Here is a 21,876-nt window from a genome sequence, read left to right on the forward strand (position 1 = left end):
AACTTTAACCTGGAATTGACTTCAAAAAAGAATAGAGATAGGCATCAGTATATTAACCGTGAAACACAGTATGGGGTGGGTAGACAAATACTGAAACGTCTATGTCTTCAGGTGATTTTGTTATCACTGTATAGTCGGGGGTTTTGAAATAGAACTCTCCACTTACCCGGTATTTGAAGACACCGAAATACGTAGTGGTAGCTGTTGATGTGGTTTTCATGGTAGTGGCCGTTTTCATGTAGAAAGAACGACCCCACGCGGGAGGGTCCCTCCACCAAGATTTTTTCTTGAAGTCATATGCATGGAAATCCACGTAGCTGTTAGGATCTGCAGTGTGGGTATCAATCCTAAAGTAGTAATCATCGTTTGTGTTTACAGAATAGCCTGCACTGGCGCTGATCTTGGTTGCCTCTTCTGGAGTCAATTCGACGGTCAGGGATTCATAATAACTTGTAGTTGGTCCAATGTGTCCGTCCGGAAGGAAATCGTCTATTACCTCATGTGTGTGCCCCCGACTTACGTGGAGGTCAAGATCCTTAACTGCAACCGCTGATGAGGATACATCCCCACGAAGCTTTGTTTGGGCATAGTACTCAATAGTATTCTGGTCAATCACGTAATAATAATAGAACCCCTTAAATTCAAGATACCCGCTCTGTCCAAGATAGGAGACAGTATGAGTTATATAGTCAATACTCCCGGCATAGTTCCAGTTTACGTTGGGTTCGATGCTCGATGCAATTTTAATGTCCGAAACCTGAGCCCTAAAGTGACCTTCTGCAAATTCTGTAAACTTTCTCTGAATGAGAGAATATTCCCAAGGCTTTGCCCCTTGAACTATGTAATATGCAGGAATGTACGCCCCATTACCTGCTGGTCTCAGGGCTATTCCAATGAAAGTTATGTTATTCATGGTGTCGAAGTTTAAAGTAAGTGTTACCGGGAGTCCCTTAAGAAAAGCACGGGCTTGAATTTGTGCGTTGGGACCTGTGAAAGCTTTTGTCAGAGGTTGGGATGGCAGAATTGGATGGATGGGCTTTTGTACCACAGCATGGACACTCCCCGTAGTCGCCCCCACCACCAGCAGTCCGAGGAGGACTGCCAGCAGAGACTTCCGCTTCAAGTGCTTCACCTCCGAGGAGTTATCATAATTTGATACACATTATCCTATATAAATCTTTCCTTTTACTATTCGTATAGTTTCTTCCTTTTTTTCCGAGTATAAATTTATTCAGAGTTGGGTTTTACGATGGAGATGGGCTAAAAGAAAGAAGAGTAATCGAGTAAGCTAGTGAATACATCGGAACAAAAAGCGAAAAGTCACCCCTTCAGAAACGCCTCCACTAAATTCCTCGTCTCGTTGAAGGCCTCGAGCGGAACTCCCTTGGGCAGGCCGCCTATTTCTCCCTTCACGTCCTTGAGGACTCCCTCTCCCGCTCCCAGGAACATGCCCTCGCTGACTATTCCGCGGAAGTTGGCCGGCGGGAGCAGGGCAACGGCAACGCGGTTTCCTTCCTTCACCGTCAGGTCGTTGGTGACAACTGTTATCGCCCTGTCACCGATGTTCACGTTGGTAACCAGAAGCCTGTCGGCGTTCGGGTGCTTCCCGACGCTCATGACTTCGCCGACCTTGATGTCGACCGCTATGACGGGGTCGTTTATCTTTCCGAGGGCGAGGCGTCTCTCGAGGCCGAGCACCGTGTTCAGGAAGAAGCGGACTTTGGCTACCTGCTCCTCGACCTTCTCGCGCTCGCTCTTATCCGCCAGGCTGATGAACTTGTGGTGCCAGTCCTCTCCGCCGAGGGCCTCGATTATACCGCTGGCCTTCTCCTTCAAAGCTTTCATCTGAGGAGTCTCAATCAGCTCCTTTGGTTCTACGTAGCTGTACCTCATCGCCTGTATCTCCGGAATCATCTCCTTCGCCAGCTGAATCGCTCCCTTCTTGTTCCACTTCCCCTTGAACTTCGCGTGCTCCACCGTCTTCAGAAACAGCTCCACTGCCTTTTCCGCCACCAGTAAGCGGTAATCCTTGCTCGTGTCCCACATAACTCTCACCCTCCAGTGCCTCTAAAACGCGGTTCTTAACGCTTTCGTCCCGTATCCCCTCGGCTATCGAGCGGGCTTTGGCTCCATAGCCCCAGCGGGCGTAGGCCAAAGCCACCTCCCCGAGAAGCTCCGACGCTATCCCATCGTCCCGGATAACCCCGGCCAGAATCAGCGGCTCCTCCAGGAAGCCTATGCGAAGGAAGCGCCTCGCTATCCCCCCCAGCTCCCGGTCAGTCGGTCTGAACTTGCCCACGAAGATTATCTCGAGGGCATCGTCGAAGACCCTCCTGCCGAGCCTTGGCTGCTCATGGAGGTAGAGCCAGTAGGCCAGCTCGAGCATAGCTATGGCTCTCCCCTCTAACGGGAGGAAGCGCATCATTGAAATCGCGGGCTCAACCTCCCCCTTCTCGAGCAGTTCCTCCACCGCCGTTTTGCCCCTCTTCAAAACGTCCCTGATGAGTTCCATCTTGTCTTCGATGTACTTTGCCTGGAGCTTGAAGAATATCGAGGTGTAAACTTCCCGTGCCAGCCCGTAGAAGTTGAGGGCTATCTCGTTGGGTATCTCGTCGGCGCTCTTCTCGATCAATCTGGCGACCTTTATCAGCGACGACGTTGCCGCCGATGACAGCCCCCGCGAGGCCTGAAGCAGCTCCACAGCCTCCCTGAACAGCTCCAGACCGTCCTTATAGCGGTCTGAGAGGACGAGGTTTCTCGCTATTCCCGCTAAAACTTCACCCCTTACCCTTGGAGAGTCTATATTACTCGCGATTTCCATGGCGTTTTCAAAGTAAGCCTCCGCGTCCCTGTCCCTGTCGAGTACGTAGAGGGCTCTGCCGAGGATTGAATACGCCAGAGCCTTCTCCGGCGTTCCGCTTATGGATTCGAGCGTCTCCAGCATGTGACTTAAAACCTCGTCTCTCGGGAAGGCCGTCAGCACCTCTGTGAGGGCCACCAGCCGTCGTATCCCGTCCCCTATTGCCAGCGCGTTCCTCAGAGCGTTCTTGTAATCCCCCTTTGAAAGGTAAAGCTCTACGGCCTCCACGAGAACCACCAACCGCTGGAAATAGGGAACGAAAGTAAAAAAGGCTATCGCTAACCCTTGACCTTCCTATCCCACTGCTCAAGCATAGTGTCGAGCGCCAAAAGGCTGTTGAGCCTCAGGCGAACCTTCCGGTTCTCCCAGTCTATGGAGCCCTTAAACTCTTTGAGCAGGGCGAAGACCTTTTCGGCTTCTTTTCTCGGTAGATTCTTGCCGTAGAACTCCTCACCGCAGTGGGGGCACTTGAAGACGAAGCCTTCAAAGGTTTCCATAAACCTTTCTCGCTCCCGGAAAATCTCCTCCGCGTTCTCAAGGACGAGCATCTGCCCGATTAACTCCGCCCAGTCGAGGGGCTTTCCGCAGAGCGGGCACTTTGCCATATCAATCAACCTCCCTCAAAAACTTCTCAATCTCCTTCAGGATGAGCTTTATCGCCTCGTCGAGGCTCCTCTTCCCGTTCGCCCCGGCAGCTCCAGCGTGGCCGCCGCCCGAGCCGTCTATGACTGGCCCGACCTTCTCCATGATTTTGCCGAGGTGCAGGCCCTTCTTCACGAGGTTCTCCTTCGCCCTCGCGGAAATTCTCACTCCCTTCTTCTCGCTTCCGACTATGGCTATGTCCGCGCCGAGGTTCAGGAACGTCTTGCAGGCGAGGGACTCGTAGGCTGAAACCCTGGAGACGGCTATTAGGTACTTCCTGAACTTCCTTATCTCCATTCTCTGGCAGGCCTTGAGGATGGCCATGCGCTTCGCCTGGTCTATGTTCTCGTCGCTGACAGGAGCCACAAGCTGGAATATCTCCCCCATCTGAATTGGAAAGCGCTCCAACATTTCGCTCACTGCCTTGAAGGTCTTCGCGTTCGCAAAGCGGAAGTTTGCCGTGTCGGTGACTATTCCGGCCAGGAGTGCCTTAACGGCCTTCTTGTCATAGAAGTCTAGGTATTTAAACAGCTCCCAGACTATCTCGGCCGTGGAGGTTCGTGATGAATCGAGGACGGCTATATCAGCCCTGATCGGCTTCTCCTTCTCGGCATGGTGGTCGATGACGATAACGGTCTTACCGCGCGGAATCTCGATGGGTTCGAGCTGTTCGAGGGAGGAGGTGTCGAAGATCATAACCACGTCTTCCCTAACAAGGGGATCCTTTTCGAGCGGAACGGATGAGAGGATGAGCAGTCTCTTGGCGTAGGAGGAGACGCTCTGGGCGACGCCGATTTTAACCCTTTCAACGCCGATTGATTTTAGGTAGAGGGCGAAGGCTATCGCCGAGCCGAGGGAATCGGGGTCGGCGTTGTGGTGGCAGAGGAGGAGGAAAGATTTATCCCTTGAGCGTTCAAGGAAGCGCTTAAGCCTTATTTTGCCCCTCATTTCATCTCCTCCAGAGCCTTTTCTATGCGCTCTATGAAGTGTTCGGCATCTTCGACGATAGATTCTGCCTCTTCTCGGCTTGGACGGTAAGTTGGGTCGTAATCCGCCTTTTCTCTGCTGGTCTCGGCCAGGGATAAGGCTTTTGCATAGTATTTCTCAACAACACCGGTGTTCACAAACTCAAGACCAAATTTCGCAATGACTCCTCTGTGGCTTTTCGTTACTATTCCCCTCGCCCTGAGGAGTGCACTTGCAGCGTAAAACATTGCATAGTACGCCCTGCTTATGGCATCTCTATAGAAACCCCTCTCAAAGAGTATCTTAGCAGCATTAAGTGATTCATGGGCATCCTTCAGCAGAATCTGGACTTCCTCGCTAACCAACAGGTATTCCCTCCCTGCTTATGTTGATGTAAAAGGAGGAGTTTATGCGCTTCATGAATTCGAACTCCTCAAGGCTAATGGCTTTCGGAGAGACATAAATGCCGTATTTTAGCAGATAATCCACCACGAGGTCAGCGAGCTTTTTCTGGGCTTCCCAGGGATAATCTCTTACAACCACAAGAATATCCACATCGCTTTCCTCGCTCTGCTCTCCCCGGGCCACGGAACCAAAGAGTATTGTCTCCACAAGGTTATCCCCCAACAGCTTTCGAACGTCCCTTGCAAAGGCCTCGGCGACTTCCCTGTGTCCCATATTCCCACCGGTTCATTATTGATCAAACTGGATTTAACCCTTGCCCGCAATCTCCCTCAGCTTCCTCTCAACGGCCGCGTAGGCCTTCTCAACCGCCTCGTCTATGAGCCCCTCAACGTCCACCTTCACGAAAATTGGGACCTCCAGGTAGACCTCAACCTCAAGGTCGAGGGTCTCGTTCCGGTTTATCCTCATCGTCACCTCGATGTCCTTGACGTCGCTCCTGTTGAGGGCATCAAAGACGTGATCTATTATCGTCTCCTGCGCGATCTCACCGACCTCTATGAGCTGCTCCTCGCTCAGCTCCGGCAGACCGATGTGGATAATCCTTTTCCCGCTGGCTCCCTCGTCCATCACTATCCCTCCAAATGAAAGAGAAGAGGTCAGCCCGCAGTGGGCCTTATGGCAGACTGTATCTTCGCGGTGAGCTCCTTGAGCTTCTCGTTGAGCTTCTTCTCCTGCCTCTCAAGGGCGTTTAGGCGGACCTCAAGGGTCTCGACCTTCTCCTTCAGCTCCTCGACGGCCTTAGCCTTGTCGGTCTTGACGATAAGCGTTCCAACGGTCTTGTAGATGACCGTTCCATCCTCGACCTTCTCAAGCTCTTCTAAAGCTTTCTTTGCCTCGGTGAGCTCGAGCTGAACCTTCTGCTTCTGCTGGATGACGAGCTGGAGCTGCTGCTGGTAGCTCTCAAGCTGGCCGAGCATGGCTTGGACCTGGGGCGGAATGTTCTGCATAACCAACACCTCCGTAATCGTAATGCCGGGTTAGAATTGGGGGTGAAGTTTAAGAAAGTTTGGGAGGGATACGGACTATATAGTCCATGTGTCTATATAGTTCATTGGTTAATATCCATTGATAGGTGGTTAACTATATTCTACTGCGGTAAAATTTATATTCCATGATAAAATCCATTCATTGGTGAAAGCCATGAAGAAAGCAGTTGTTGTGTTTGTGGTTCTTTTGCTGGCTTTTTCCGTAGTGGCCAGCGGATGCATTGACAATTTAAGAGGGAGTACGGAAACGTCCTCAAGCCCTGCTCCGACATCTTCAGCCACGTCAGTTACTTCAGACACCCAGAAGGAAAGCCCCTCTGGAACGACCACCATAACACTCCGCACCACGGGAGCCACTTTTCCACAGTACCAGATTCAGAAGTGGATTGAAATATACATGCAATCCCATCCAAACATCAAGATTGAATACGAAGGAGGCGGAAGCGGGCACGGGCAGGAGGCTTTTCTGAAAGGTCTCACGCACATAGGCCGAACAGATCCTCCAGTTACTGAGGCTACATGGCAGAAGTTTCTCGAAACGGGTGACCAGCCCCTCCAGTTCCCGGAAATAGTCGGTGCCGTTGTCATAGCCTACAACGTTCCCGGCGTTGATGAGCTCAAACTCGACGGAGAAACCCTTGCCATGATTTTCATGGGCGAAATCGAATACTGGGACGATGATACGATAAAATCCCTCAACCCCGGTGTCAACCTGCCCCACGAGAAGATTATCGTTGTCCACAGGAGTGATTCGAGCGGAACCACTGCGATATTCACTACCTATCTGAGTCTCGTCAGCGATGAGTTCGCCGAGAAGGTGGGTGCCGGAAAGCTCGTGGACTGGCCGGTTGATAAAGTGGGAAGGGGGATTGGAGGTAAGGGTAACCCCGGTGTTGTCCAGGCCCTGAAGAGCACGAAATACAGCATCGCATATACGGAGCTTTCCTTTGCGATAGAGGAGAACCTACCAGTTGTCGCGCTTAAGAATAAGGCTGGAAAATTCGTCAAGCCAACTGATGAGACCATAAAGGCCGCCGTCGCAGGCGTCAAGTCCTTCATACCCGAGCCGACAGAGGGGTACAAAGAAGACCTCAAGCAACTACTAAACGCTCCAGGTGAGGACTCCTACCCGATAGTGGCCTTCACCCACCTGCTCGTCTGGCAGAACAAGAACGGGAAGCACTACCCCCCTGAAGAGGCCAAGGCCATAAAGGACTTCCTCATGTGGATACTCACCGAGGGTCAAAAACCTGAGAACCTCGCGCCGGGCTACGTTGGACTTCCAAAGGATGTTGCCGAGATAGGCCTTAAGGCGGTTCAGATGATCCAGGAGGGCTGATGTCCTCCTTCTTTTTCAGGTGGTTCAAGTGAAGCTGGGGATAACTTCGTCCCTCGTGATGGAACTTTCGGGGAAGGGTCTTTCCATTGACGAACTCGGTGTTTCGCTCGTTGAGGTTTACATGGACGATCTTCCACTCCTTGTGGGAACGTCCGTTGACTGGGGACTCGTGAGGGAAATAAGCTCCCTCGGTATCCAGCTGACGGTTCATGCCCCCACTCACACTGGAAAGTTCAGCGCACTTGACCTCGGAGTGAAATCAGGAATCAACATCAAGACGGTGGAGAGGGTTATGCAGATAGCGTCATCTCTGGATGCCCTCAAAGTGGTGATACACGGGGGCAGGATTGGGAAAAATTACCACCGGGCATACCTGAACACGAAGCGGCAACTGGAAATCATAGGCTCGATAGCAGACGACTTTGGGGTTCCCGTCATGCTGGAGAACCTTTTTGGTCCCTCCGTTGGTATTCTGCCCCCGGAACTGATGTCCCTGCTTGAGCCAGACATGGGGATATGCTTTGACTTTGGCCATGCCTTCCTGACTGCTATGGAGTTAGGCATCAACATGGACGAATTTTTGACGCTGTGTCCGATGATTGACCATCTTCACATCCATGACAACAATGGGAGCAGAGACGACCACCTTCCACCGGGTAAAGGGCTGATAGGAATCAAGTTCGTGAAGAAGGTCATTGAAACGGCGCGCCCCTCGACAGGAATCCTTGAGGTGAGGAACTATTCTTCCTTGGAGGAGATATTGAGGGCAATTCAGGTCTTTGAAAACATCCCTATCGCTGCGAGGTGATAACATGGCAAAGAGAAAGATTGACACCTTTGACGCCCTTACCTTTCCCGTCGTGTTGATGGTGTTCCTGCTCTTTGCCGGCATGCTCTTCGTCTTCTTTACAAAAGCCCTGCCGGCATTTGAGCGCTACGGTCTGGGTGTTTACCTGGAAAACGTATGGAAGGCCGCTGAGATACCCGAGGAAGAAGTTTACGGCATAGCAGCGGCGCTGTGGGGCAGTGTCTACACATCTGTGGTAGCGGTGACGATAGCATTGCCGATATCGATAGCATTCTCAATCTTTGTTGATTATGCCCCAAAGAGAGTAAGACATGTCCTTGTTGTGCTCTCCGATGTCATGGCCGGCTTGCCGACGATAATCTACGGCATATGGGGTGCCTTCGTGCTGGTTCCCTTTCTTAGGGACTGGGTGATGAAGCCCCTTTACGATCACCTTTCCTTCGTTCCCCTTTTCAACTATCCTCCCGTTGGGGGCTACAGCTACCTCTCGGCGGGGGTTCTACTGGCGATTATGATAACACCCTTCGTTTCAGCCGTTGTTAGAGAGGCGTACAGCATGGTGCCTTTCACATATCGGGAGGCGGTCTATGCCCTTGGAGCCACCAGGTTTGAGGCCACGAAGATACTCATCGGCTACATCAAGCCCGCTATAATATCGGGAGTAATCCTTGGATTTGGAAGGGCAGTAGGCGAGACGGTGGCGGTTTCTCTCGTCATCGGAAATACGTTCAACATGACGTTTAAGCTCTTTGCCCCTGGCTACACGATTTCATCACTAATAGCGAACCAGTTCGGCAACGCGTTCATCTACCACCATATGACGTCCGTACTTTTTGCAGCGGGTCTCGCACTGTTCCTGATAGGGTTTGCAATTAACATGGCGGGCCTCAGAGCACTGAGGAGGTGGGAGGAGAATGTTCAGCTTTAACCCGGACAGGAAGCTGATGGAAAGGGCATTTCTTTCGGTGATTGCCCTCTTTACCCTGCTTGCCGTGTTTCCGCTCTTCCACATTATTTACGTGGTTTTTTCGCGGGGCGCCAGCGTGTTGCTTGAGAGGGGCTTTTCATTCCTTACGGGCACTTTCTCCACCGGGGGAATAGGGCCGGCCATTGCTGGAACCTTTCTGCTGACCTTCCTTTCCAGCTTAATAGGGATTCCTCTGGCAATAATAATCGGCGTTTACGCCTATGAGAATCCAAAGAGCTCAATAGGGCGATGGACAAAGTCGCTTTTGGAGATAATGATGGAGTTTCCGACGATACTCGTCGGTGTGTTCGTCATGCAGATTCTCGTCGTCCCGATGGGAAGTTATTCGGCGATAGCTGGGGCTTTTGCGCTGGCGATAATTCTCATACCATACGTTGCCATCTACACTCACGAGGCCATGAGGAGCATCCCTTTCACCTACAAGGAGGCCGGCTACGCACTCGGCCTGACCAGGATCAAGGTTCTCTTCAGAATCCTCGCACCGATGGCAAAGCGCGGGATAATGACGGGGGTGCTCATAGGAATGGCCAAGGCTGCCGGTGAAACGGCACCTCTCCTCTTTACCGCGGGGGACTTTATGAGAGTTATCCCACCTCGCTCACCCAACCGGTCGGTGCGATTCCTCTCCTGATATACAACCTCATTCAGAGTCCCAGCCCGGAGGATCATGCCGTTGCGTGGGGCGCCTCCTTAGTGCTCCTGCTGATATTCCTTGGAATTTTCGTTCCCGTAAGGTTGAGTCTGAAGGAGGTGAAAATGTGAACTCAGTTTCATTGGCCGTTGAAACAAGAAATCTGCACGTATATTACGGTGAGAACCACGTGATAAAAGGGGTGAACCTCAAAATCCCTCCGAAGAGCGTGTTTGCCTTGATGGGGCCAAGCGGTTGCGGAAAGAGCACGATGTTGAGAACCTTCAACCGGCTGATAGAACTGAACGCCGATGCAAGGGTCGAAGGGGACGTCTTGCTCTTTGGCCGGAGGGTGTACTCTCCAGAGACGGACCCCATAGAGATAAGAAAACAGGTCGGAATGGTGTTCCAGTATCCAAATCCGTTCCCACACATGACGATATACGATAACGTGGCAGTTGGCCTTAAACTGAACCGGCTCGTGAGGTCAAGGGAAGAGCTCGATGAACGGGTGGAGTGGGCGTTGAGAAAGGCCGCGCTGTGGGAGGAAGTGAAGGACAGACTGGACGATTACCCCTCGAACCTCTCCGGTGGCCAGAGACAGCGTCTCGTCATAGCGAGAGCTCTCGCCATGAGGCCAAAGGTTCTTCTCATGGACGAGCCAACGGCCAATATAGACCCTGTGGGAACGCAGAAGATAGAAGAGCTCCTCTTCGAGCTGAAGGAGGATTACACTATCGTCCTCGTTACGCATTCCCCTGCCCAGGCGGCAAGGGTGAGCGACTACGTGGCGTTCCTCTATCTTGGCGACCTCATCGAGGTCGGTCCGACAAGGAAGGTCTTTGAAAACCCGGAGCACGAGCTTACCGAGCAGTACGTTACGGGGGCACTCGGATGAAACTCCGGAATTTTGCCCGATTGAAGGCACTCTCGGAGGAACTTGGCACCACGGTCATCGAGGCCCTCAGGACACTCCAAGTGGAGGCGCGAAGGAACGAATATGGAGAGGTTGAGGAGTATCTCTGGAAGGCGATATCAATAAAAGCGGATCTCCAGGACGCGCTTGTTGAGTCCCTGATACGGTATCAACCAATGGCAAGGGAGCTCCGGTTCGTTCGGGCCCTCCTCGATGTTTCCTATGATCTGTACCGTATCTCAAGGCACGCGTCGAGGATAGAAACCGTACTTGAAATCCGAGGTACAGAATCCGCAAGGGAAACGGCAGTTGAGGCCCTGACGATAGTTCTTCCCTGGATTGAAACGGCTGTGAAGGCGCTGGACGGTAAATTCAGCATTCCAGCTGAGGAGTTGCCCTTCTTCAACGCAGAATTCGAGGAGTTCTGGAACAGAAACATCAAAACGGAGGAACCAGCTGTTATGGCTGTTATGATACACTCTGAGGGTATTTTCAACCACACAAAGCACATGCTTGCCTCCGCGGTTTATTACGTTGAAGGTCCAAAAGGGCTTGAAAAAATGCCCATACTCCTGATTTCGTGAGGTGGTATCATGAGGAAGCTCCTCGATATTGGCATGAAACAGATAAGAAAGCTCCTGAACGAAATGGGAGAAAACGCCGTAACTGCTCTCGAAAACGCGAAGGCATCTTTTGGAGGGGAAACCGATGGGACCGAGGATATAGCAAGTAAAATGCACATTATCAGGGGAGAGGTTCTCGACATAGCCACAGAGCTCTTAGTTAGGTATTCTCCGATGGCAAGCGACCTGCGCTTTATCCAGAGCGCGGTTGATGTTTCCTATGATCTGTACCGCATATCCAGGTACGCAATGGAGATAGAGCGGACGGTTAAAATACTACGGCCCAGGAGGATGCCCGAACTCTCCGAGAGGGGCTTTGAGATAACGGTAAGGGCCGTGAGAACGGCATTGGGAGCATTTGAAAACCTCAACGAGGTCGATGCCGGCAGATTGCTTGAGCTGGACGATGCCATAGATGAACTCTATCTCAGATCCCTCGAAGAACTTGAAGAGCCGGACAAAGAGAAGGCCCTGAACGCTCTTGTGCTCAGACACCTCGAAAGGATATGTGACCACGCGACCGAGATAGGAGCGAAGGTGATCTACGTCAAGGACGGCAGGAGAATTTAATTGATTTTTATTTTTTAAACCTCTATGGAATCCATAGCGACCTTGATCCATCTCAGATAAGAGTTCAGCGTTCCGCGCAGAGCGGAGTTGTCCCGGGCGAGAAAGCGGATTATCACCCTGTTCTCCTCGCGGAGGAACTCTATTTTGCTCCTTCTGTAGGGCACGCTCTCGTGCTCGTAGAGAACGCTCTCGTAGACTACTTTGGCCGTCTCCTCGTCGGGAAAAGTCAGCTCGATCACTCCTTCGATGGGCCACGCTTCAGAATCGCTTCCTTGTAGTCCCATCTCCGCCCGTCCTCCATTATCCAAATCTTGACGCTTATGAGCGGGCCGACGGCCTTCTCCCTACTAACGTCAAGGCGGTAGAAGTTCACCGCCATTCCGCGCGGATGCCTCTCTATGACGCTCAGAACGTCGGTGTTGTACCTGTCTGCTATTCCGAGGAGCGAGCGCTCCTTCCTCGGAACGAACTTTCCGCCGGTCAGCTCGGCGAAAACCTGGGCGAATGCAACGTGGTCAAGACCGACGCGCTTTGCTGTGGTCACAACAAGTGGCATCTCTTCACGTATGGGCCGTATGTCCCTAAAACCAATCTCACGCTGGAGCTTTATGCCGTGGAGATACAGGTAACCGAGATAACCCCAATCCTCGGGGTCGACCTTGATAAAGGTCATCTTGAGCGGGTTCCCCTTCCAGACGTTGACTATCAGGAGCCTCTCGTAGTTCCTGTCGTAGGCCTCCATGAGTAAGTCCTGTATCGTCTTCTTTCCCCTAGTCAGGTAGAGGGAGTTGGGGAACACCTTCTCTAAGTCGTGCCCGAAGCTCCTCGTCCTCCTCGTGGGTCTGTGGGAAGTCGTTATCAGCATCATAGCCCTCACTCAAAATTCGTTTAAGCGATAAAAGGCTTTCGAAACGAAAGAATCAGATCGCCTTTACGCGCCTGGCCACCCTGGGCCTAGGCTTGTAGAGTATCTTGCTGCCGCAGTAGGGGCAGCGGACTTCCCTGGTGTTTTCGAGGTCGAGCTCGACCTCCTTTCCACACTTTGCGCAGCGGTAAACGGCCATCACCATGGTTATCACCCTAAACTAAGCAAAGGAAAGGGGTCAGGCCTTGGAGGCCGTGACACGCTTGGCGACCTTTCCGGCCGGAGTGGTCGGCAGGTAGGCACCGCCGGCAAAAGTTGCTCCGCACTTCTGGCACTGCCATATGCCGGTGCTAATCCTCCTGACGGCCTTCCTTCCGCAGACCGGGCAGACGTGCTTCTGCTTCATCTTGGCCTCAACGGCCGCGACCCTTCTTCTAATCTTGAGACCGTACCTTGGACCGTATCTTCCGGCTGAACCAACCTTAGTAGTCCTTCCCATGAGCATCACCCCTAATTATCAACGGTTTTCACGACTGGAGAGTGTTTCCGGGGACGTTTTATAAACCTTTGCATAACAAGCTTTGCTGGCGCAAAGCTTGACCAAAGAGATTTACGCCATTTAAACTCCAAACCGGGTGCGTGCACTCCGAGAATTTAAAGCTTTCTGTGGGTTTCCTGTTACGCATGCCTATTTTATCTTTGGTTTCCACTTGTATCTTTGGCGTCCTTCGGACGCCGTTTGTGCAGTGAAACACTCCCAAAAGAGCAAGCGGGTAAAAAAACCCTCCTGAACCTGAAGCTTGTAGAAAATGCACCTCACTTCCACCACCCGTAAGGACGCCTCCTAACAAGGGGCCCTTTTATGAGTGTTCGCGTTTCCAAATAGTCTTTAGAGCTTTGGAATTCTATAATCTTAGAAGCGTTTATTGTTGGGTTTACTTTTTCCCGCGCTCCGAAGGAGCGCTTCTTAGAGAAACCCGTGTTATGAATCCTTTGAAGTGAATTCCCACATAAAACACCCCCCTCAAAAACCCAAACCTCCCAGAATTGTACTTTTGGAGAAGAATCACAAACCTTGGTCAAACTCTACGGGACTGTCGTCCCTTGCGTCGAGCAAAGCTCGACGTCGCGAAGGCGAAGTTTGTAAGGGGGCCATTGGAAATGTCGGCCCCCTGGGGGTCCCGACGTCATCGCAACCCAATACTCGTCGGGCAGTTCTTCCTATGCATAAAACCTTATAACGGTTGGGCTAACTCACCCATAGGTGCAGAACATGGCCGGAACGATAAGCAAGATAATACACTTCCGCGACGAAGAGGAGTTCCTCGACGACATGGCCGAGATAATGGAGCGCTTCTCCTACCTGGCGAGCAAGTATGGTCACAATCCCGTTGAAGGCGTTCTCCTGTGGGACTACATAGGCGTTCAGGACGAGGAGGGCGTCAAGATTTTCCGGGTCGGAGAGTTCCCCTACTTTGAGGGAACGCTGAAAGTTGACCTTGAAACTCTCCGCGTCATGGAGCGCTACTTCGACGAGATGGAGAGCAAGTGGGACGAGCTCCGCGTGGAGGACATCGCCTACTTCGTGGAGATGCTTAACGAGGCCCTTGGAAGGGAGATCGTCTTCTACGAGGCCTACGACCTCGGCCTTGACAGGAACACCGCCTATATAATCCTCAACCTCGTGAGCCTCCACTACCTCGAAAGCGTCCTCGACGGAAGAGACAGGGATATATTCGAGGAGGCCGTCGAACTGCTGATGAAGTACATTTGATTATGTAATTACCGAATCAATGAATTGCCCAATTAAAGCTGGAGGTGTGGCGATGCTCTTCAAGAAGAGGGGAACCTTCACGGAGGAAGATGCTAAAAAGGTCATCGAGATCGTGAGCGAAAGGCCCAACGAGAGGGAGATAATCATCATGGCCGAGTATGTCACCGAGGAGGCAAAGAGGCGCCTCTGGGACTACGCAAGGGGAGTCCAGCTGATGGCCGACATGACCGGCGAGAACCGGAGCGTAAGGGTTGAGATTCTCGAGGGCTATGTGAGCGAGCACGTGAAGGGCGTTGACGTTGATGAACTGTGAGGTGTTGTTATGAAGCTCATAATGGCCGAGGTCTTCAACAGCTGGCAGGGTGAAGGCGGGAGCGTCGAAGGCTCAGCTTTTGGCAGGAGGCAGATTTTCGTCCGCTTCGCAGGCTGCGACCTTAACTGCCTCTGGTGCGACTCCAGGGAGTACATCAAGGCTTCCCAGGTTTCACGCTGGCGCTACGAGGTGGAGCCCTTCACGGGGAAGTTCGAGTACAGACCTAATCCAGCGGAGCTTGGTGATGTCGTTGATGCCATTCTGCGCCTCGATACCGGCGACCTTCACTCGATAAGCTACACCGGAGGCGAGCCGACGCTCCAGGTAGAACCGCTCAAAGCCCTTATGGGGGAGATGAAGAGCCTCGGCTTCGACAACTTCCTGGAAACCCACGGCGGTCTTCCGGAGCTGATTAAAGATGTTGCCCACCTTACCGATTACGCCAGCGTGGACATAAAGGACGAGACCGCGAGAGCGACAGAGGACTGGAGGGCTTTGGTTCTCCGCGAGGTCAAGAGCATAAGGATTCTGAAGGAAGCAGGGGTAAAAGTTTACGCCAAGCTCGTGGTCACCTCAGAAACGAAGCTGGAGAACGTCCGCTGGTACGCCGAACTGCTGAAGGGTTTAGCTCCCCTCGTAATCCAGCCGAGGGAGCCGATTGAGGTAAGCCAGGAAAGGCTCATGGAGCTCTACCGCGAGGCGGCCCTTATCATGGGCAGGAAGAACGTCGGCCTGAGCTTTCAGGTTCACAAGTACCTCAACGTGCTTTGAGAGGGTTTTTAAGGGGGCTGTTCAACCTTTGCCGGCGATGATGACATTGGCCTTTGGGGTGATTGATGCCCGGGATCGACGGCCTGAGCCAAAAACTTTTAACCTTTAACTTCCTCCCAATCTGTGGTGGTAATCATCGAGGTTCTCAGGTGCGAGCGGTGCGGTGCACCCCTTGAGACCACCCCGGAGGATGTAATAGTCGTCTGTCCCTACTGTGGCTATCCCAACTCTTACGATAGAATCTTCACCGAGAAGAACGTCTTCTTCGTTGAGAGCCTTCCAAAGAAGGAAATCCTGCGCCTCTTCTGGGAGCGCGTGAGGAGGGACAGGGATTACCTGGGCCTCCGCGGGAAGATCGAAGTTGCGAAGGTGGAGGGATTCTACGTCCCGCTTTGGTTCGGCAGGGTAAAGGGAAGTGGGTACGTTAGATACGTGGACAAAATCAAGGAAGGCAACAAGACAAAACGAGTCGTCAGATACCGAAATTTTGAGGAGAAATCCGTTGTCTGTATCCCCGCAAGGAGGAGCGTCTACGACGTGACTGTAGAGGAGCTGGCCAGGAAGATGGGACGGAGGATCTACATAGCATCGGGGGAGATGAGTCACGTCCTCTCCAGAATTATGGAGCCGAGGCCAATATCCGAACTCACCCCCGAAAAGTGGGAGGAACTCGAGCTGGACTTCCTGAACACTGATTTCGGAAAGGAGCAGGCAAAGGCGGCGCTTCTGGACAGGTCCTCTGACCGGGCCAAGGAAATCCATGTTCCAACGGACAAGGAGATGAAGGCGTTCTGGTTCAACGGTGAGGTCGAGGACTTTGCCCTTGTCTTTTACCCCCTCTGGAAGGTGTACTACGATATCGAGGGTGGAACGTATTTCGTTGCATACGACGGCCACGAGGGAAAGGAAGTGCTCGCTCTTGAGCCGGTGAGGGTCTGGCGCAAGGTGGCCTACGCCCTAACTGCCCTTTTCGGTGTTTCGATAGCGGCTCTGTTTTCGACCCCCTACGGCAACGTGGAATACTGGGATTTTGCCCTTCACGCCAGACAGGGGGCTGTTTTTACCCTGATAATCCCGGGTCTGCTCGCATACTTCGGGTTTGAGCTCGCCAAGGGCTACGGGCGAAAGATGGCCAGAGATGTGAGGGTTGAACGATGAGGGTCAAATGCCCCCGCTGCGGTGCGGAGTTCGAGGCGGAAGGAGGAATGGTGACGTGCCCCTACTGCGGGTTTCAGATACGGCTCGGTGAGGTGAGGACGTTCACGTACCCGCTGAGGGTTGAAGACCCCTGGAAGCCCTTGGTGTCCTTCATAAGGCTCCAACGCCTCTCTCCCAACGACGTCGAGTGGAAGGCCCAGCTTATCGAGAGGGAGCTACTCTACGTTCCCTTTTACGTCTTCTTCGTAAGGGCTGAGGGCGTTGCCCACACCGGCGGGTTTTCCTACGATGGGGCGGGCCATGTTGAGTTCTTTAATTACGTAACGGTCCCCGCCGCTGAGGGGTTTGATGAGCTGATCAACTACCCCCTGCCAACGAGGGGGAGGCGATACTTCGACGGCAGGGTTGGGGGAAAGCTCGTGGAGAAGACTCTCAGTGAGGAGGAGGCCCAGAAAAAGCTCCGCAGTGAAGTTCGGGGCATGTTGGAGAAGGAGGCAAGGCACTACTTTTACTGGGGTAGCGTGGAGGTGGGAATGCCGACCTTCGAGCTCCGGCTTGACGGTTTGGTTTACTATCCAATCTGGCGCCTTAGATACCGGTACGGCTTTCTCACACACAGGGCCTACGTGGACGGCGCTGATGGAAGGATTCCCTACGGGGAATTTCCAATAGCTCTGCCAAAGAGGTTCGTTAATTTTACCCTGGGGTCTCTGCTTTTAGCTTCAGGCTTTTTCCTCGGGAAGCTGCTCCTACCCCATGGCCTCACCTCAGTTGTGGGCTCAATGGGTGCCGCCGCTGCCGCTTCCTTTCCATCGTTGAGGCGCGCCTTCACCCTCCGCGGAAGGGCCAGTGAACACAGACTTCTGGCGGAGACTGCCGAGGATTATGCCCCCGAGGAAGAGGCCTTCGGGGCAATAAGGCGCTTCTGGAAGGCCCACATGTGAGCCGTCAAATTTTTAAATCTCCCTCTTTTAGTAACCCCTGGAAAGATTAAGGGGGTGGTGTCATGCCAGTGATAGAGGAAGTGACCGCACCGAGGAGCTTCGAGAGGATTGGAAGCCACTCCCACATTAAGGGACTCGGTCTCGACGAGAGCGGGAAGGCGAAGTTCATGGCCGACGGAATGGTCGGACAGGTTAAGGCTAGGGAAGCGGCGGGGATAGCGGTCGAACTCATCAAGCGCGGCAAGCTCGCCGGCAAGGGAATCCTCCTCGTCGGTCCAACCGGAAGCGGCAAGACGGCGATAGCCATGGGCATAGCCAGGGAGCTCGGCGAGGACGTTCCCTTCGTCCAGATAGCCGGCAGTGAGATTTACTCCGCCGAGGTCAAGAAGACGGAGTTCCTGAAGGAGGCCCTGAGGAGGGCCATAGGAGTGAGAATAAGCGAGGAGAGGAAGGTTTACGAGGGTGAGGTAAGGGAGATAAGGATAAACCGTACCAGGCACCCGTTCAACCCCTACGTCGAGGTTCCCGAGAGCGTCGTCATAACCCTCCGCACCAAGGACGACGAAAAGACGATTAGAGCCGGGAGGGAGATAGCCTACCAGCTCATGGAGATGGGCGTTGAGGAGGGCGACGTCATACAGATTGACGCTGAAACCGGAAGGATTTCGAAGATAGGCACCACCAAGGAGGAAGAGGGGCTGTTCTTCAAGCGCAGAGTGAACCTGCCGAGCGGCCCGGTTCTCAAGATAAAGGAGTTCACCTACACAGTCACTCTCCACGACTTGGATGTGGCCAATGCCCGCGGAAACATCTTCGGCCTGCTCTTCAGCACAGGGGCGGAGATAAGCGACGAGATAAGGCAGCGCGTTGACGAGACGGTCAAGAAGTGGATCGAGGAAGGGAAGGCCAGCCTCGTTCCGGGAGTGCTCTTCATAGACGAGGTTCACATGCTCGACATCGAGGCGTTCTCCTTCCTCGCGAGGGCAATGGAGAGCGAGCTGGCGCCGATTCTCATTCTAGCGACCAACCGCGGAAGAACGAAGATACGGGGCACCGACCTTGAAGCCCCGCACGGGATACCCATCGACATGCTCGACAGGCTGCTTATAATCAACACCGAGCCTTACAGGAAGGAGGAAATCAGGGAGATAGTCAAGATAAGGGCGAGGGAGGAGAAGATCGAGGTCAGCGAGGAGGCAATAGAGTACCTCGCGGAGCTCGGCGAGAGGACCAGCCTGCGCTACGCGGTACAGCTCCTCGCGCCCGCGAGCGTTCTGGCAAAGGGCGGAATGGTGGAGAAGGAGCACATCGAAAGGGCGAAGGAGTACTTTGCCGACTTGAGGAGGAGCATGGAGTTCGTGGAAAAGCTGGAGGGCATGCTGAGGTGAAACTTCTCCCCGGTTTTCGTAAAACTTTTAAGTTCCTGTTTTCTAACTTTTCTCGGTGGGAAAGATGAGAAAAATCGCCGGTAGGAAAGTTCTGTTCGCGTTCCCGGTCATCGTTGCACTCCTCGGGTTTTTCTGGGCGACGAATGTTAGACCCGTCTACGTCCAGCTCAACGGAACTTTCTCCGGCGGGCTCGTCCTTCCCGCTGCACTCTCGGACGACGTTTCCGGCTACTTCGCCAGACTGAACGCCACCCTCTACTCCTTCGAGGCAGGGGTCATCGGGGACGATATGAACGCCAGCATAACCCTCTCCGTCCTCAGACTTTCCCCATCCACCGAACCCGAGAACTTTGAGGTCATCGTGAACGGCCGCCCGATAAAAGGCACGACCTACGTCCCATACGCCGAGAGAATTCCAGTGTGCATCAGATACGGTGGGCACAGGTACAGGGCGTTTTTGACAGTAACCCCCGTGCATGAGGTGAGGGCTTCCGGAAGCTGGAACCGGACCTACCTTGACGGCGCCTCGAACTCCACCCTGATGGAGCTGGGTGACCTGAGGCTGGTTCTTAGGGTTGAAGAACCGGGCCACTACGTCTTTTCAATCGTAACCCCGGAGAACTTTGAAGTGGATTCTGGGGGACTGGTGCTGGGGTGATGGGATGAGGCGTCTCCTTTTTGCCCTTCCGTTTCTCCTAGCGGGGTTTCTGTACCTCTTCATGGACTTTAGGGAAACGCCGATGATAATATTGACCCTCGGCTGGCTCGCCTTTGCCCTGGAGTACCGCTACGATGGGGAGAGCACGGAAAGCGACGAGCTGGTCGCACTTGCCATCTCGATGTCCGTGGTACTCATCCCCCTGCACGAGGGAGTCGCCGAGATACTGGCCCTATTCATTTTCATCCTCGTGATGACGGCTCTTTTTATTAAGTTCAAGATGAGAACCTAGCTACCTCATTATCTCCATCAGCTTTCTCGAAAGCTTGAGGTGGAACTCGAACTCGTGATATGTCCTGTTCTCCGTCGGAAAGACCAGTTTAAGCTCGTTCAGTCCGCCCTTGCCCCCGAACTCGCCGAAAATAGTTATCCCGTTCACCTCTATGACGCCGAAGACCGCCGCGAGGTTGAAGAGCAGCGTTCTGAGCTGGTACGCTGTAACGTCGTGCCGCCCGATTTCCTGGCGGGGGTACTTGAAGAGGAAGTACTCCAGCCCCTCCATCTCGGCCACGTCGGTTATCGCTATGTCCGCCGTGAGGAAGACGAGAAGAGTCGGCGTCATGTTGTCGTAGTGCTTGAGGGATTTGACTATTATCTCGTCGTTGTTGTGGGCCTGCTCCTTCACGCTCTCGGCTATGATTATCCTGTCCTTCAGCCTCTCGAACTCCTTGAGGGCTATGTATGCGGCTTTCCGGCTTTTCTTCGTCCGCCTGTTGCTGAACTCCCGCAGGAGGCTTCCGTTCCTCACCTCGCGCCTGATCTCCTCCAGCTCCCTGTGCCGGTACTTGTAGTTCATCGCGTTCTCTATCTCCTTCTTGACACCCTCGGCCACGACTATCTGATACCTGTCGAGGGGCCTGAAGCCCGAGATGAAGCGGTGGTAGAAGAGGTTCGTATCGGGGGCAAAGGCAACGCCTTTTCTGAGCCTCTCGTAGAGCTCTAGGTTCTGAAGGAACTCGTCTATGTTGTCGTACCTGACTATCCCTGCCGAGATGAAGCACTCGTAGAAATCCGTCCAGGTGGGGAGTTCGTTTGATAGATACTCCGGAACGTGCTCGTTGAACTCCCTCCTGTTCACGGTTAGCTCGACACGGTAGCCTTCTTCGATGGGTTTTGCCCTCAGCAGGGGAAGGCCGTATAGGGGATAGCTCACCCTCACCTCGCCCAGAACGTTGAGGAGTATCTGGAGCTCGGGCTTCTCTATAACCTCGCTAGTATCCCTCACTCTCATCACCCAGGAAGTTCTTTATCGGCTGCATGTGGGTTGGAATCATCATGTAGGGCCTGTCCGGGAAGTCAAGATCGAGTAACCCCATGTAAACGATGAACGCCACGGGAAACTCCTTTATCTGGACTATCGCGGCAGCGACGAGGGCCTTCCTGCCAGAGGTTATGTCCAGCCCCATTCTATAACCCTCGCGCTCCAGCTTTGAGAAGAGCTCCCTGAACTTTCTGTCGGCGACGAAGAAGCCGTAGTCAGGAACGACCTCTGTTTCTATCGTTGGATGGAGGTTATATGCTTCCGAAATCGCCCTGATCGCCTCGACAACCTTGGGCAGGTTGTGACGGTAGCGCTCCTCCGTGAATACGTATATCCTCTCGGCCTTTCCTCCCCGCGTGAGGAGCTTGTAGTAGGTGTTAACGACCGCCCACGGCGAGCGGCCGAGAAGGGTTATGTACGCAACCTTCACCATAATCCACTCCCCCAGATGTACGCTATGACCCCGTAAACCAGAGCCAAAACGAATGGAACCGCTGAAATCCGTCTTTTAACCGTTTTGTGGGCGATTAAGAACGGCACCAGCGCCATTATGAAGTATTCAATGCCGTAGGTTTCGTGAACTCCGAATGGAGTGGCGGCGAAGAGAAGGAGGAGAGAGGCCAATACCCCCGCGGGGACGGTTAAAACCGTGAACATGAGAACGTCGGGGGCTTTGGCTGACCTTCCCTCGGGGATTAGAACTATCCAGAAGAGGAAGCTCAGAAGGAGGAAGTGGAGCAGCAGTTGCGAGAACTCCACCTCGAGGTTGGGCTCGCCCCTCGCGGGCAGGTAGTAGAACCACGCGGCCCCGAATGCATAGGCGAGCGTCATGAGAAGTGAGATTCCCCACTTCATTCCGGCGGGGGAGACGTTTTCCTTCATCCGTTCGC

At 53.4% G+C, this 21,876-nt stretch carries 30 protein-coding genes and 1 pseudogene; 15 read left to right on the forward strand and 16 right to left on the reverse strand.

Going from position 1 to position 21,876, the window contains the following annotated elements; all coding sequences use genetic code 11:
- Positions 1–52: 52 nt before the first annotated feature.
- The 9 genes from FH039_RS05325 to FH039_RS12355 form a co-directional block, all read right to left on the reverse strand.
- Positions 53–1,123: a hypothetical protein gene (locus tag FH039_RS05325; protein ID WP_139680485.1), complete on the reverse strand. Its 1,071-nt coding sequence runs from the start codon at positions 1,121–1,123 to the stop codon at positions 53–55.
- A gap of 197 nt (positions 1,124–1,320) precedes the next feature.
- Positions 1,321–2,046, reverse strand: a complete 726-nt coding sequence (locus FH039_RS05330; RefSeq protein WP_139681667.1) for a tRNA-binding protein — start codon at positions 2,044–2,046, stop codon at positions 1,321–1,323.
- A 1,092-nt stretch (positions 2,047–3,138) separates the two neighbouring features.
- A complete protein-coding gene (locus FH039_RS05340; RefSeq protein ID WP_139680486.1) occupies positions 3,139–3,465 on the reverse strand; it encodes a hypothetical protein in 327 nt (108 codons plus the stop codon).
- 1 nt (position 3,466) lies between these two features.
- The gene (locus FH039_RS05345; RefSeq protein WP_139680487.1) at positions 3,467–4,450 is read right to left on the reverse strand and encodes a DHH family phosphoesterase; all 984 of its coding nucleotides are present in this window, start codon (positions 4,448–4,450) and stop codon (positions 3,467–3,469) included.
- The gene (locus tag FH039_RS05350; RefSeq protein WP_139680488.1) at positions 4,447–4,833 is read right to left on the reverse strand and encodes a HEPN domain-containing protein; all 387 of its coding nucleotides are present in this window, start codon (positions 4,831–4,833) and stop codon (positions 4,447–4,449) included. The genes FH039_RS05345 and FH039_RS05350 overlap by 4 nt, the downstream gene beginning before the upstream one ends.
- Positions 4,826–5,146, reverse strand: coding sequence for a nucleotidyltransferase domain-containing protein (locus tag FH039_RS05355; protein WP_139680489.1), 321 nt, complete (start codon positions 5,144–5,146; stop codon positions 4,826–4,828). The genes FH039_RS05350 and FH039_RS05355 overlap by 8 nt, the downstream gene beginning before the upstream one ends.
- 33 nt (positions 5,147–5,179) lie before the next feature.
- A complete protein-coding gene (locus tag FH039_RS05360) occupies positions 5,180–5,500 on the reverse strand; it encodes a DUF3194 domain-containing protein (RefSeq protein WP_139680490.1) in 321 nt (106 codons plus the stop codon).
- 29 nt (positions 5,501–5,529) lie between these two features.
- The gene (locus FH039_RS05365) at positions 5,530–5,880 is read right to left on the reverse strand and encodes a prefoldin subunit beta (RefSeq protein ID WP_139680491.1); all 351 of its coding nucleotides are present in this window, start codon (positions 5,878–5,880) and stop codon (positions 5,530–5,532) included.
- A gap of 129 nt (positions 5,881–6,009) precedes the next feature.
- Complete coding sequence (locus FH039_RS12355) at positions 6,010–6,252, reverse strand: hypothetical protein (protein WP_240703322.1); 243 nt, start codon at positions 6,250–6,252, stop codon at positions 6,010–6,012.
- On the opposite strand from FH039_RS12355, the gene pstS reads away from it, so the two are divergent.
- From pstS to FH039_RS05400, 7 genes and pseudogenes are all read left to right on the forward strand, one after another.
- Positions 6,140–7,258, forward strand: a complete 1,119-nt coding sequence (gene pstS / locus FH039_RS05370; RefSeq protein ID WP_240703302.1) for a phosphate ABC transporter substrate-binding protein PstS — start codon at positions 6,140–6,142, stop codon at positions 7,256–7,258. The genes FH039_RS12355 and pstS overlap by 113 nt on opposite strands.
- Positions 7,259–7,286: 28 nt before the next feature.
- Entirely contained in the window at positions 7,287–8,066 is a 780-nt protein-coding gene (locus tag FH039_RS05375; RefSeq protein ID WP_139680492.1) for a sugar phosphate isomerase/epimerase family protein, read from the forward strand.
- 4 nt (positions 8,067–8,070) lie between these two features.
- Positions 8,071–8,994, forward strand: coding sequence for a phosphate ABC transporter permease subunit PstC (pstC, locus tag FH039_RS05380; RefSeq protein WP_139680493.1), 924 nt, complete (start codon positions 8,071–8,073; stop codon positions 8,992–8,994).
- A pseudogene (gene pstA, locus FH039_RS05385) lies at positions 8,981–9,816 on the forward strand (phosphate ABC transporter permease PstA). The gene pstC and the pseudogene pstA overlap by 14 nt, the downstream one beginning before the upstream one ends.
- Positions 9,813–10,583, forward strand: coding sequence for a phosphate ABC transporter ATP-binding protein (locus tag FH039_RS05390; protein WP_139680494.1), 771 nt, complete (start codon positions 9,813–9,815; stop codon positions 10,581–10,583). The pseudogene pstA and the gene FH039_RS05390 overlap by 4 nt, the downstream one beginning before the upstream one ends.
- The gene (locus FH039_RS05395) at positions 10,580–11,185 is read left to right on the forward strand and encodes a PhoU domain-containing protein (protein ID WP_139680495.1); all 606 of its coding nucleotides are present in this window, start codon (positions 10,580–10,582) and stop codon (positions 11,183–11,185) included. The genes FH039_RS05390 and FH039_RS05395 overlap by 4 nt, the downstream gene beginning before the upstream one ends.
- Before the next feature lie 9 nt (positions 11,186–11,194).
- Complete coding sequence (locus tag FH039_RS05400; RefSeq protein ID WP_139680496.1) at positions 11,195–11,794, forward strand: phosphate signaling complex PhoU family protein; 600 nt, start codon at positions 11,195–11,197, stop codon at positions 11,792–11,794.
- A gap of 14 nt (positions 11,795–11,808) precedes the next feature.
- Here FH039_RS05400 and pcc1 read toward each other — a convergent pair whose 3' ends face one another.
- The 4 genes from pcc1 to FH039_RS05420 are packed head-to-tail and all read right to left on the reverse strand — an operon-like array spanning position 11,809 to position 13,158.
- The gene (pcc1, locus tag FH039_RS05405) at positions 11,809–12,078 is read right to left on the reverse strand and encodes a KEOPS complex subunit Pcc1 (RefSeq protein ID WP_139680497.1); all 270 of its coding nucleotides are present in this window, start codon (positions 12,076–12,078) and stop codon (positions 11,809–11,811) included.
- Positions 12,030–12,662: a ribosomal biogenesis protein gene (locus FH039_RS05410; RefSeq protein WP_139681669.1), complete on the reverse strand. Its 633-nt coding sequence runs from the start codon at positions 12,660–12,662 to the stop codon at positions 12,030–12,032. The genes pcc1 and FH039_RS05410 overlap by 49 nt, the downstream gene beginning before the upstream one ends.
- A gap of 52 nt (positions 12,663–12,714) precedes the next feature.
- On the reverse strand, positions 12,715–12,864 hold the full coding sequence (locus tag FH039_RS05415) for a DNA-directed RNA polymerase subunit P (protein ID WP_012571411.1): 150 nt from the start codon (positions 12,862–12,864) through the stop codon (positions 12,715–12,717).
- 33 nt (positions 12,865–12,897) lie between these two features.
- Positions 12,898–13,158 carry a 50S ribosomal protein L37ae gene (locus FH039_RS05420; protein WP_014012168.1) on the reverse strand — a complete coding sequence of 87 codons (261 nt, stop codon included), beginning with the start codon at positions 13,156–13,158 and terminating at the stop codon, positions 12,898–12,900.
- Positions 13,159–13,932: 774 nt separating this feature from the next.
- Here FH039_RS05420 and FH039_RS05425 point away from each other — a divergent pair.
- From FH039_RS05425 to FH039_RS05460, 8 genes are all read left to right on the forward strand, one after another.
- Entirely contained in the window at positions 13,933–14,433 is a 501-nt protein-coding gene (locus tag FH039_RS05425; protein WP_139681670.1) for a hypothetical protein, read from the forward strand.
- A 52-nt stretch (positions 14,434–14,485) separates the two neighbouring features.
- A complete protein-coding gene (locus FH039_RS05430; RefSeq protein ID WP_139680498.1) occupies positions 14,486–14,746 on the forward strand; it encodes a hypothetical protein in 261 nt (86 codons plus the stop codon).
- 9 nt (positions 14,747–14,755) lie between these two features.
- Positions 14,756–15,517 (forward strand): 7-carboxy-7-deazaguanine synthase QueE, encoded by a 762-nt coding sequence (locus tag FH039_RS05435; protein WP_139680499.1) that lies wholly within the window; start codon positions 14,756–14,758, stop codon positions 15,515–15,517.
- 126 nt (positions 15,518–15,643) lie between these two features.
- The gene (locus FH039_RS05440) at positions 15,644–16,675 is read left to right on the forward strand and encodes a zinc ribbon domain-containing protein (RefSeq protein ID WP_240703286.1); all 1,032 of its coding nucleotides are present in this window, start codon (positions 15,644–15,646) and stop codon (positions 16,673–16,675) included.
- A complete protein-coding gene (locus FH039_RS05445; RefSeq protein ID WP_139680500.1) occupies positions 16,672–17,619 on the forward strand; it encodes a zinc ribbon domain-containing protein in 948 nt (315 codons plus the stop codon). The genes FH039_RS05440 and FH039_RS05445 overlap by 4 nt, the downstream gene beginning before the upstream one ends.
- A gap of 62 nt (positions 17,620–17,681) precedes the next feature.
- Complete coding sequence (locus FH039_RS05450; RefSeq protein ID WP_139680501.1) at positions 17,682–19,007, forward strand: RuvB-like helicase; 1,326 nt, start codon at positions 17,682–17,684, stop codon at positions 19,005–19,007.
- Between the two features lie 55 nt (positions 19,008–19,062).
- Positions 19,063–19,665, forward strand: coding sequence for a hypothetical protein (locus FH039_RS05455; RefSeq protein WP_139680502.1), 603 nt, complete (start codon positions 19,063–19,065; stop codon positions 19,663–19,665).
- 4 nt (positions 19,666–19,669) lie between these two features.
- Positions 19,670–19,957, forward strand: a complete 288-nt coding sequence (locus FH039_RS05460; RefSeq protein ID WP_139680503.1) for a hypothetical protein — start codon at positions 19,670–19,672, stop codon at positions 19,955–19,957.
- Here the strand turns inward: FH039_RS05460 and FH039_RS05465 are convergent, their stop codons facing one another.
- Genes FH039_RS05465 through FH039_RS05475 form a run of 3 tightly spaced genes read right to left on the reverse strand, consistent with a single transcriptional unit; the run spans position 19,958 to position 21,868 of the window.
- On the reverse strand, positions 19,958–20,956 hold the full coding sequence (locus FH039_RS05465; RefSeq protein ID WP_394344278.1) for a PIN domain-containing protein: 999 nt from the start codon (positions 20,954–20,956) through the stop codon (positions 19,958–19,960).
- The gene (locus FH039_RS05470; protein WP_139680504.1) at positions 20,937–21,419 is read right to left on the reverse strand and encodes a hypothetical protein; all 483 of its coding nucleotides are present in this window, start codon (positions 21,417–21,419) and stop codon (positions 20,937–20,939) included. Before FH039_RS05470 ends, FH039_RS05465 begins: the two co-directional genes overlap by 20 nt.
- Positions 21,413–21,868, reverse strand: a complete 456-nt coding sequence (locus tag FH039_RS05475; RefSeq protein WP_139680505.1) for a hypothetical protein — start codon at positions 21,866–21,868, stop codon at positions 21,413–21,415. The genes FH039_RS05470 and FH039_RS05475 overlap by 7 nt, the downstream gene beginning before the upstream one ends.
- Positions 21,869–21,876: the final 8 nt, after the last annotated feature.

Source organism: Thermococcus indicus (genome assembly GCF_006274605.1).
Lineage (GTDB): Archaea > Methanobacteriota_B > Thermococci > Thermococcales > Thermococcaceae > Thermococcus > Thermococcus indicus.

Coding starts and splice junctions, on each gene's coding strand:
- FH039_RS05330 (WP_139681667.1), bottom strand. CDS start 2,046: ATGTGGGACACGAGCAAGGATTACCGCTTACTGGTGGCGGAAAAGGCA.
- FH039_RS05340 (WP_139680486.1), bottom strand. CDS start 3,465: ATGGCAAAGTGCCCGCTCTGCGGAAAGCCCCTCGACTGGGCGGAGTTA.
- FH039_RS05345 (WP_139680487.1), bottom strand. CDS start 4,450: ATGAGGGGCAAAATAAGGCTTAAGCGCTTCCTTGAACGCTCAAGGGAT.
- FH039_RS05355 (WP_139680489.1), bottom strand. CDS start 5,146: ATGGGACACAGGGAAGTCGCCGAGGCCTTTGCAAGGGACGTTCGAAAG.
- FH039_RS05360 (WP_139680490.1), bottom strand. CDS start 5,500: ATGGACGAGGGAGCCAGCGGGAAAAGGATTATCCACATCGGTCTGCCG.
- FH039_RS05365 (WP_139680491.1), bottom strand. CDS start 5,880: ATGCAGAACATTCCGCCCCAGGTCCAAGCCATGCTCGGCCAGCTTGAG.
- FH039_RS12355 (WP_240703322.1), bottom strand. CDS start 6,252: ATGGTGGTCGTTCCAGAGGGGCTTTCCTTCTGGGTGTCTGAAGTAACT.
- pstC (WP_139680493.1), top strand. CDS start 8,071: ATGGCAAAGAGAAAGATTGACACCTTTGACGCCCTTACCTTTCCCGTC.
- FH039_RS05395 (WP_139680495.1), top strand. CDS start 10,580: ATGAAACTCCGGAATTTTGCCCGATTGAAGGCACTCTCGGAGGAACTT.
- FH039_RS05400 (WP_139680496.1), top strand. CDS start 11,195: ATGAGGAAGCTCCTCGATATTGGCATGAAACAGATAAGAAAGCTCCTG.
- pcc1 (WP_139680497.1), bottom strand. CDS start 12,078: ATGGGACTACAAGGAAGCGATTCTGAAGCGTGGCCCATCGAAGGAGTG.
- FH039_RS05410 (WP_139681669.1), bottom strand. CDS start 12,662: ATGATGCTGATAACGACTTCCCACAGACCCACGAGGAGGACGAGGAGC.
- FH039_RS05415 (WP_012571411.1), bottom strand. CDS start 12,864: ATGGTGATGGCCGTTTACCGCTGCGCAAAGTGTGGAAAGGAGGTCGAG.
- FH039_RS05420 (WP_014012168.1), bottom strand. CDS start 13,158: ATGGGAAGGACTACTAAGGTTGGTTCAGCCGGAAGATACGGTCCAAGG.
- FH039_RS05425 (WP_139681670.1), top strand. CDS start 13,933: ATGGCCGGAACGATAAGCAAGATAATACACTTCCGCGACGAAGAGGAG.
- FH039_RS05430 (WP_139680498.1), top strand. CDS start 14,486: ATGCTCTTCAAGAAGAGGGGAACCTTCACGGAGGAAGATGCTAAAAAG.
- FH039_RS05435 (WP_139680499.1), top strand. CDS start 14,756: ATGAAGCTCATAATGGCCGAGGTCTTCAACAGCTGGCAGGGTGAAGGC.
- FH039_RS05445 (WP_139680500.1), top strand. CDS start 16,672: ATGAGGGTCAAATGCCCCCGCTGCGGTGCGGAGTTCGAGGCGGAAGGA.
- FH039_RS05450 (WP_139680501.1), top strand. CDS start 17,682: ATGCCAGTGATAGAGGAAGTGACCGCACCGAGGAGCTTCGAGAGGATT.
- FH039_RS05460 (WP_139680503.1), top strand. CDS start 19,670: ATGAGGCGTCTCCTTTTTGCCCTTCCGTTTCTCCTAGCGGGGTTTCTG.
- FH039_RS05465 (WP_394344278.1), bottom strand. CDS start 20,956: ATGAGAGTGAGGGATACTAGCGAGGTTATAGAGAAGCCCGAGCTCCAG.
- FH039_RS05470 (WP_139680504.1), bottom strand. CDS start 21,419: ATGGTGAAGGTTGCGTACATAACCCTTCTCGGCCGCTCGCCGTGGGCG.
- FH039_RS05475 (WP_139680505.1), bottom strand. CDS start 21,868: ATGAAGGAAAACGTCTCCCCCGCCGGAATGAAGTGGGGAATCTCACTT.